Raw genomic sequence first — 9,207 nt, 5'->3', positions numbered from 1 at the left:
GCAAAAGAGCCCAGAGCGGGTCAGAAAATATTTCAAACACGAGAAAATCCGCTATGCAGCGTGAGCGAAATATACTATTGCCGGGTTAATAGTAAAGGTCCAGGTTAGGGGGCGAATTCAAGATTATGAGATGATTACCATGACAAATATCGTTGCCGGCCCCTTTCTTCGGCATGTCCATGTCGATCAAGTCAATATATTCCTTGCTCTGGACGGAAAACCGGCAGATGCGAAAGCGGTTATTTTCGGCGAGTCCGGTAATACCCTGGGGCAGAGTGAGAATTGGCAGGACAACCTTTTCCGTGTGGCACCGAATCTCTATGTGTTGATGTTGAGGGCAGTTCCGGACGGCGGCAGTTTCGCAGTCGATTGCCAGTATAACTACAATGTTTCGGTGGATGGCCAGGATTTGCATGCACGGGGGATGTTGTCCGGTGAGCTCGCACTGGGGTACGAGGAAGGGAAGCTGCCCAGTTTCTACCTGCCGGCCTTCCACCGCAGAACGGTTTCCGCCTCCTGTCGCAAACCTCACGCCTGCCTGGGGGATGATCCGGTACCTGATCAGCTGATAGAAATCGACCGGTTGATCGGAGCTGACCGCAATAGCTCAGAGAGGCCGTCCAGACTGGTGCTCACTGGAGACCAGATATATGCCGACGATGTAGCCCCACCGCTATTGGCGCTTTGCGAACTCAATGCCGAAGCGATCATGGGCAAAAAGGAGCATGTACGATTAAGTCGGCGAGACCGCTTACCGTTTAAACCCACTGAGGTGGACCTTGATGGGCGATACAGGTTTTTGACCAAAGACAAGGGCTTCACCAGCGGTGCCAAGAAGAGCCATTTGGTGACTTACGGTGAGTATTTGGCGATGTACCTTCTGGTATGGGGTGCCAATGTGAGCCGTACCATTCCTGGCTTCGAGCAGGTGCGACACCGCCTCAAGGACGGAGATAAACCGATCAGCACTGCCAGGTACAACTGGAATAATCAGTGCGCCATCGTTGAAAATTTTCTCGAAGGGTCAAGAAAGGTGGCTCGGTTGATGGCGAATATCCCCACCTACATGATATTCGATGATCATGATGTAACCGATGACTGGAACCTGACCCGGAAAAACCATGAAATGTTCAGCAGCGGCAGTATCCTGTCTCGGAATCTGCTGGTCAATGCGCTCAGTGCCTATACGGTATTCCAGCATTGGGGGAATAACCCGGTCAGCGAAGTTAGTTCAGTGTTGAGTGAAATCCAAAAGGTCTACGGTGAACTCGGTTTTGACTTGTGGCATAAGCTGGAACCGTATTTTACCAAGCAAAAGCGCCTGTATTTTGGCTATGCGATCGAGAGTTCGCCACCCATGCTGGTATTGGATACCCGTACGCACCGCTCTTTCAAGGGAGGCTTGGCGCTGATGGACAATGTGGCCTTTTCGACAATGCAAAGGCAGCTGGATTCCATCGATACAAGTGGCGGCCCATTGGTCTTGGTGTCACCGACACCGGTCTACGGATACAACCTGATCGAGGCTTTGCAGCTTGCTGTCGGAACGCGCTGGGCTTGTGCAATTGACAGGGAGCCATGGATTGCCAATCAATCAGCACTGGACAAGCTGCGCAGAATCATTGCCAACTTCGAATTTGACGATATTTATGTGCTTTCTGGCGACGTACACTACTCCTTCGCCCGGCGGGAGCTTCAGGTTGATGTGGGCCAGAAACCCCAGAACTGGTGGCAGCTTACCACCAGCCCCTGCTGTAACGTGCCGGTGGGTGGAAAGATATTTTACTCTGCCAGCGAATCCCTGGACAGGGATGGATGCTGGGCCCGTGTGCATTCCGATTACCTGTCTGCGCCGGAGGATCCTGATACGGTCATTCAGGGTTATTGCAATTATGGCCTACTTGACCTTCAGCCGGAAACGGCTGCCAGGTTTACAGTTTGTCGTGCAGTAGATCGAGAGCAAAAGCAATTGAGTTACACGCTTCAGTCGAGTGCGCCCACAGTATCCATGACCCTCGAGGAAGAAATGTTGGCGCCCGTCGACTGATCAAAGCCAGTCTCCATAGGGGCAAAGCCGACAGGCACACTGTTGGAATGCCCCTTTAAATCACCCGAAGAGAGCAATCTGGATCAGAGTCGGTCGCGATCATGGGGGAGGTGCTTTTAGAATCCCAGTTTCTTCAAGCCCCAGCCCAGAAACTTCTCCAGTCTGGTTTTTGGGCGGATGATAAATTTTTCCAACACCTTTTTATGAGGCTCGTCACCCATGGCCTGCAGTTCGCTGTGCAGCAACTGCAGTTCGGCTACTGCGAGCGGCAGGGGGGCCTCGTCCGGTTGGTAGCTGCTGCCTCTGGGGTAATCCTTTCCCGCCGTGGTGGTCATTTCTATGTGCGTGCCCATCAGTGCGGATACGTCGTTGTTCTCGCAGAATTGGACCAGCTTCTGGATACTGGAACGGTAGGCGTCCCAGTCGTCGATATACAGACGGCCGGGGTAAAAGGTGTCGCCGGTCAGTAACCAATCAGTCTGTGGATCGTATACGGCGATACTCTGCGCGTGGTGACCGGGCGCGGGAATGATGGTGAGGTCGCGCCCTCCCAAATCGAACTGTGCTTTACCGTTGGGCCAGTCGGACAGGGCGAAGTGTTCGCGTATAGCGCCAGATTCTGTCGCGATCAGGGTAACACCGGGCTTGTCCAGGAACTGGCCGTCCGCGGCCTTGTGGTCCCGGTGGCCGTGGGAGTGGGCCACCAGCAGCTCCCCGGGCTCAGCGAGGCCATCTGAAGTGCGCTTTTCGATCAGGGATCGCACTGTTTCATAGAGTGGAAACCGCTCGGGTTCGGCAGTGGCACCGGTATCCAGTAGCAGCATTGTGTCCTTCCCAAACAGAAGGTACATAAATGGCGCCTCGTGACTGAGGCAGCGGTTCTGGCGCAGGATAAAGGTATCGGCATTGTGACGGTAGATCTCGACGGCCGGGCCGCTGTTGCGTTCACAGTTTTCCGAGCCGGGGTTCCAGTCCTTATCCCGCAGTTGTTTCAGGCCGTTGGCTTGCGCCGTTGATATTAGAGATACGGAAAGTGTAAGCAGTGCCAGAAAATAGCAAGTAGGGGTCTTCTTCATGGTCGGGATTTATCGAGTTCGTTTGCCAATATCCAAAGTATATTTATATCGCACAATGGATGCGGAGTATATTGATGGTGAATTCGACCTGTCCCGCAGGCGGCACAGTGTATCTGATTCGGGTTTGATCAAAATTATTCTGATTATTTTGTGTCGGTTACTGATGACCGGGTATGTAAGGTCCGCCTGTGTAAATCTTTTTTGTTGTGTCTAGGGCCAGAGTGCAAGTACCGCCAGCCCGGCGACAAACGGCGCTGCAAGCGGCAGTGCCGGCGGGCGAAGCAGAGTGCGCCGGCCGAGTGCACCGGCGGCCGCGCCCTTGAACACCAGGTTGGCCAGGGTGGCAATCACCATGGCGCGCCAGGCGGTGGCGGGGGCGAGAGTGCCGTTGCCGGCGAGGTTGGCGCTGGACAGGGTGATGGCATCCACGTCGGTAAATCCGGAGATCAGTGCCACCACATAGATACCGCGATCGCCGAAGTACTCGCGTGCGGCGGCAATGGCCAGCAGTACCAGCGCAAACAGTGCGGCGAATATCAGCGCCGGAACCAGCTCTGCCGGGTTGCCCTGTTCCGGCATCTCGTTTTCCCGGTGTTCGACAAAGCGGTAGCCGACTGCACAGGTGGCAACACTGACCAGCAGCAGTACTCCCAGGGGCGGCAAGAGCTTGGGCAGCAGGCGTGGCGCAACCACGGCGATTTCCACGAACATGCGGATAAACATGCTGGTGGAAGCGATCAGTATTACCAGTGCAGCCATGCCGGCGACTCCCTTTTCGACCCTGGCGCGACGCGCGTAACTGACGGTAGTGGCGGTAGAGGAAATCAGGCCGCCGATCACACCACTGAGTAGAGTGCCCGCGCGCGCGCCGACGAGCTTGTAGGCACCGTAGCCGCCGAGGCCTATGCCGACGATCAGTACCACCAACAACCAGATCTTGTAGGGATTGAGTGCGTCGTAGGGCCCGAAGTTCCTGTCCGGCAATACCGGCAGAATGATCAGGGAGATCAGGGCAAACTGCATGATTGCGCGCAGGTCCTTTTCCGGCAGGCGCCGGGCAAACCTGTGCATGCTGGGTTTCAGGTGCAGCAGCACGGCCGCGGTAGCACCGACGGCAACGGCCACCGCCATATCCCCCAGTACCAGGAAAGCGCCCAGCAGGTACATCAACAGCGCCGACACCTCGGTGGTAATACCACTACTCTCCTGCGCGCCGCGCATGCGCTCCAGGTTGCCGAGTACTATCAGAACCGTCATACACAGGAGCCCGGTCGGTACCAGCCAGGGAGTGCTCTGCAGTTCGCCGAGCCGTGCGGCCAGGGCGCCGAAAATCGCAATCAGCGGGTAGGTGCGGATGCCGCCCAGGCGGTCCGCCGTGCGCTCGCGCTGCAGGCCGATCAGCAGGCCCAGCCCCAGGGCAATGGCGAAAGCGATGATGCTTTCCGAGTCAATGAATGCCTTCAGGGGATCCGGGATTCCGCCCGCAGCGCCGGCCTGGGGGGCTTCTTGCATTGGCTTCTCGTCAGCTGCTGCCTGTGGTCTGTTACACAGTTTAGTGAAGCTGGCGGATACATCGGCGACAGGGGCAAGTGCCCGGGCCCTGGCGGCGCGGGCGAGGGGCGTGCCCTGTCAGCGGCTGCCGGGCGCTCGACCGCAGGAACCGAGGCGCTGTTTGTAGGGCTGGTACTCGTCGAGAAACGTTATATAGCCATTGCGGAAGCCGCTGCAGGATGCGGTGCCGTCATCGGAAGAGGCGCAACAGCGCAGAGTCTCGCGCAGCTCCCGTTCCGATACGCTGTCGAAGGTGTCCGAGTAGTGCTGGTCGTACATGATGCTGTCTTCCTTGCTCTTCACCGGGCGCCAGGAGTTGGTGCCATAGGCGCCACCGTAATAACAGCCGGCCCCGGCCTCGCAGTTCAGGCCTATGTCCTCCGCGCCCCACGCCGGTGCGCAGCTGGATTTGAAGTAGTCGTCCTTCTGTTCTTCCGACCAGGAACAGCAGTCGTAGTGGCCGTCGCCGTCGTCATCGCTGCAGCTCCCCCCGGCGTCGCGATTGAAAGCGAGGCACTCGGACCTGGTGCCGAAGCCGGGGCAGGCGGCACTGGTGGATAGGGTGTATTCGGAGGCCGGCTTGAAGCCATTGCACCACTTGGAACACCCGGGGGCGTCCAGGTTGCCCCACTGCCGGGACATATCGCTGGGCCAGCCGGTAACCGGCGTGCCGTCTTTATTGAAGCCGCCACCGTAGAGATCGGCGAGGCCGAAATTGTGGCCCACCTCGTGAACGACGGTATTGCGCTGGGCGTAGAGTGCGTCCTCCTCGCTGTCCCACTCGGGGTTGGCGCCGATATAGATGACTTCCCCGGCGGCGCCGCCATTGGGGGAGGAGGCGAAAACGATCTTGATCAGGCCGTGGATATCATCCGCGGGACACTGTTCCATGATGGCCTGGTGAATCTTGTCGTCATCGCAACTGAGACCGCTGCCGCTGTGGGCGCCGCCGTCGGTGCCCACGCACTGGTAGTCCTGGCCGTCGTTGATCTCGAGCCTGTAGAAGGCCAGGTTGGCGTAGTAGTCACTGAATGGCGCTATGGTCTTGAACTGTCGCTGCACGGCGTCCTCGACCAGGGCGTCGAAATAGGGCGCGCCGTTGAGATTGATGAACAGTATCTTCAGTTCGGCGTTTTCGCTGCCCTCGAACGGCAGGCAGGAGGGCGAGGTCACGGAGGTGTAGCTGCCGGGAGCCAGGTATTCCTGTTTGCCCGATTGCCCGGAACCCGAGCCGCTGCTGGAGCCGGAACTGGAACTTGATCCGGCGCCGGATGGAGAGTCACCAGGGGTGCCGGTCTCGTCCTCGCCGCCCCCTCCGCCGCTACATCCGTATAGCGCACACGCAATTACTATGCCGAAGCAAAGTTTCAGAAAACTGTTCATCGAAATTTGGACCTGCAACAACATGCGCTGGCAGCTTGTTGGCGTTGCCCGCCATTATTCGTGGACTGCCTGCGCGAAAACTTCTTTTGTTCACCAGTGGCCTGGCGCAATAGTCGGGGGGCCTGGGAGGTCTCAGGAATCGGGACTGCCGGACGTCTGACAAGCGCTGTGCCGTTCAACCCGGCGAAATACTGGCCAGGTTGGGACGTCCGTGTAATGGTGATTGATTGAAAATTAAACAATCTGGTTTTTAACGACGCAGGGAGTGTACCCGCTATACAGCCGAGCTGCCACTCCAGGTAACTTGTGCTTATTTTTTGATCTTTCCGGTGCGCTTTGAGCCGGCTCCTAGGGCAGGCGGGAGCGGATGGAAGATGTCGTGGAGGCAAGAAAAGTTGGACCCGGTACAGCTGGTGCTGATCCGGGAGTCGGTGGATCCCGGTCGCGCCGGCTACAGTTCCCGCGTCTCGACTTCCAGCCTGGTACTGGGTTCAGAACATCGTGCTGGAGCAGATAGTTTAATGCAGAAGGTTCGCGGCGATTGATCGGGTAACTTACAGTGGGAAAGCGTGCAACCGCGGCCGGATCAATGGGAGGGTTTGGTTGACCTGCCTGCAGTCAACGTGTGGAGGAGCGGCACTGATCGGATCGATACATTGCGTACTTTTCGGGATATATCCGGGACCCGGATAGCCAGCAGGGGTGATGGGGACCTCTTTTAAAGTGTGATATTGTTCTCATTGTCGTCGGGTGGTGTTGAAATTTCCGGCGTTTCCGCCCGGTCCCGGCGTTGAGGTGCGTATCCCGGGGCGGCTATTAAACGGAAAATCAACAATAAATGGAAATATCACCATGGGGATATCGAGACTCCACCTAGTGTTGTGTCTGTCGCTGTTCTGGCAACTATCGGTGCAGGCGCAGGAAGCGGACGTAGTTTATGTTCCGTCGGTTGCTTACCATATTGAATCGATTGTAGAGGTCGGTATTGAAAAACAGGGCAGTTACAATTCCCTGATCACTACATCGCACGGCTCGTCGGCATCGACGACCTCCAATAGTGCCTCTTCCAGCGAAGATTCTCGCGAAACCACCACGGCCAAAACCCGCAAAAAAACGACCAACCCGAAGAAGAGGGCCACTCGCCCCAAAGCCAGTGGCCTCTTCGGTGGCATCGCGCGCGCATTTGGCGGCGACTTCAGTGGTCTGGCCGAGTGGGGCGGTAATTTTGTCGACCATATGGCAGAGCCGCGCTACAACTGGGATGTAGCGGAGACTTACAGTACAAAAGAGAATGCAAAGACTACTGCCAGCCAGTCCATTGCCACCGCGTGGACCAACAGCAGCCAGTTGAGTGCCAAAATTACGGAGGAACTGAAATACGATATCAATAAGGGATTTATCAGTTTCTCCGTTAATGTGCGCAATATCGGCGAGCGCACCATCCGCATTACCGAGCCGTCTTTTGTGATACACCTGGAGCTGGAAGGGGGGGGCAAGTCCCTGGTTGGGAATACTGAACTTGCCAGTGGGCAGGGCAGCCTGATCACCGTGGCGCCAGGCGAGAACTATTCCATTCCTGTGCGCGTGCGCAACCTGGATTTTCTTAGCCTGTCGGATAAATACCGCAATTCCACGGGTATCATCATTAAATTGCAGGACCTGCGTGTTCAGCACGGGGCAGAGCTCCTGGCCGTGAGTGAGGTCAAGGAGCGCCTTCGCAAGACCCATGTGCAGTTGGATTATTTCGATGGCCAGCGGCGTACCGTTCGCTATATAAAGATTCCCCAGTCGGGTATTGGGCTGCGCGATTTCTACCCCGAGGCCTTCGCCAACAAGAATTACCGGCTCAATGAAAATGCGACGACCGGCAACGACCGCGCCCCCTATATACAGTCGGTCAGCGGGTTGCACAGCAGCTCCCAGACTTTCGATGCAATGCGGACGGCGAGTGAGCGCTACAGCTGGCGGCGTTGGTTCACCTCGGTGGTGGACGACAATGGCCAGGTCTTCGATGCGAGTCTGGACAGCAGTATCTTTCCCGGTTATGAGGTGAAGGTCGGATATTACGGCGCCAAGGATATCCTGCCGCCCTCCAAGTACCGGCCTGTGGTCTATAGCAATGCAGATGTCGATCTCAACAGTGATGCCCTGATCCATATCCCATTGCGTCTGCAGCCGGGCGATATCATCGAATTTACGGATTTGTCGTTTGGCGACCGCTTTCTGGTCAATGAGGTGCGCCTTGAATTTTCCGCAGTATCCCAGGAACAGGTGTCTGCACCGGCGGCAACAGGTGGTGGCTTTGGCGTTTTCAGCTTTTCCACGCCCTTCGATGTCTGGGTACAGCGGATGCTGCAGGGAGAAGGCACAGGGCAGGGTGGCTTTTTCTCATTTGCGCCTGCCGGCGGTGGGCACTTCGAGATGATTCCCCGTTCTTCGCGCCTGGTGAACATCAACCCGAAGCACTTGATGGTCAATCGGATGGATGAGTTTTCATTCAGCAATGAAGATGCCCTGCTGTTCCTGCGCAATTTTCAGGTAATGGGCCTGAAGGACCGGTTCGTCCACTATCGCTACCGGGGCGACGATCTCAAGGTCGGTTTCCAGCCGAGTACGATGCACTTTTCCAATGTCGGGGGTCGCAGTGTCTCCATGGAGGATGTCATGGAGGGCGTGGGCATGATGCTCCGGCCCGGGGAGTCCGTGGACGACTTCATAATGCGTATGCTCGATGAGGGGGAATACTTTCGTTACCAGGTGACCGAGTCGGTAGAGAGAGAAGATAACTACTGGCGCTTTGCGATGCCAAAGAATCAACTCAAGGCATCATATATTCGCTTGCAGGATAACCAGGCGAATCCGCAGGCACAGATGACGGGCTACCTGCTCGGCAACGGCTATTCAGTGATGCCGGTGCATATTGTCGGGCAACCTCCGATGGGCGCTGCCATGCCCTGGGGCATGGCCGGAAACTTCGCTGGCAGCGGTATCGATGAGCGCAACCTGCTCTACGTCAAGAACCTGGATTCTCCATTTACGATCCTGCGGGAAAGCGGCGGTAGAAGCCTGACCCTGAGCAGCAATATCGGTTCGCCGATAACCGGAACGCTACAGGTGATCCGCTACTGATTGTTCACTAATATCGATGAA

The 9,207-nt window shown here is 56.8% G+C and carries 6 protein-coding genes; 3 read left to right on the top strand and 3 right to left on the bottom strand.

The genetic code is table 11. From position 1 onward, the window contains the following. The first annotated feature begins 130 nt into the window (after nt 1-130). Entirely contained in the window at nt 131-2,047 is a 1,917-nt protein-coding gene (locus tag IG627_RS19920) for an alkaline phosphatase D family protein (RefSeq protein ID WP_193194945.1), read from the top strand. 116 nt (nt 2,048-2,163) lie between these two features. On the opposite strand, the gene IG627_RS19915 is transcribed toward IG627_RS19920, so the two are convergent. From IG627_RS19915 to IG627_RS19905, 3 genes are all read right to left on the bottom strand, one after another. After that, nucleotides 2,164-3,123, bottom strand: coding sequence for an MBL fold metallo-hydrolase (locus tag IG627_RS19915; protein WP_193194943.1), 960 nt, complete (start codon nt 3,121-3,123; stop codon nt 2,164-2,166). Nucleotides 3,124-3,333: 210 nt separating this feature from the next. After that, complete coding sequence (locus tag IG627_RS19910; RefSeq protein ID WP_193194942.1) at nt 3,334-4,635, bottom strand: MgtC/SapB family protein; 1,302 nt, start codon at nt 4,633-4,635, stop codon at nt 3,334-3,336. Between the two features lie 117 nt (nt 4,636-4,752). Beyond that, entirely contained in the window at nt 4,753-6,057 is a 1,305-nt protein-coding gene (locus tag IG627_RS19905) for a hypothetical protein (protein WP_193194940.1), read from the bottom strand. 374 nt (nt 6,058-6,431) lie between these two features. On the opposite strand from IG627_RS19905, the gene IG627_RS19900 reads away from it, so the two are divergent. Further along, nucleotides 6,432-6,602 carry a hypothetical protein gene (locus tag IG627_RS19900; protein ID WP_193194938.1) on the top strand — a complete coding sequence of 57 codons (171 nt, stop codon included), beginning with the start codon at nt 6,432-6,434 and terminating at the stop codon, nt 6,600-6,602. Nucleotides 6,603-6,810: 208 nt separating this feature from the next. Beyond that, on the top strand, nt 6,811-9,186 hold the full coding sequence (locus tag IG627_RS19895) for a hypothetical protein (RefSeq protein WP_226865479.1): 2,376 nt from the start codon (nt 6,811-6,813) through the stop codon (nt 9,184-9,186). The last annotated feature ends 21 nt before the right edge of the window (nt 9,187-9,207 follow it).

The organism is Microbulbifer taiwanensis (assembly GCF_014904815.1).
GTDB lineage: Bacteria > Pseudomonadota > Gammaproteobacteria > Pseudomonadales > Cellvibrionaceae > Microbulbifer > Microbulbifer taiwanensis.
This window is presented reverse-complemented; position numbering and strand designations above follow the sequence as displayed.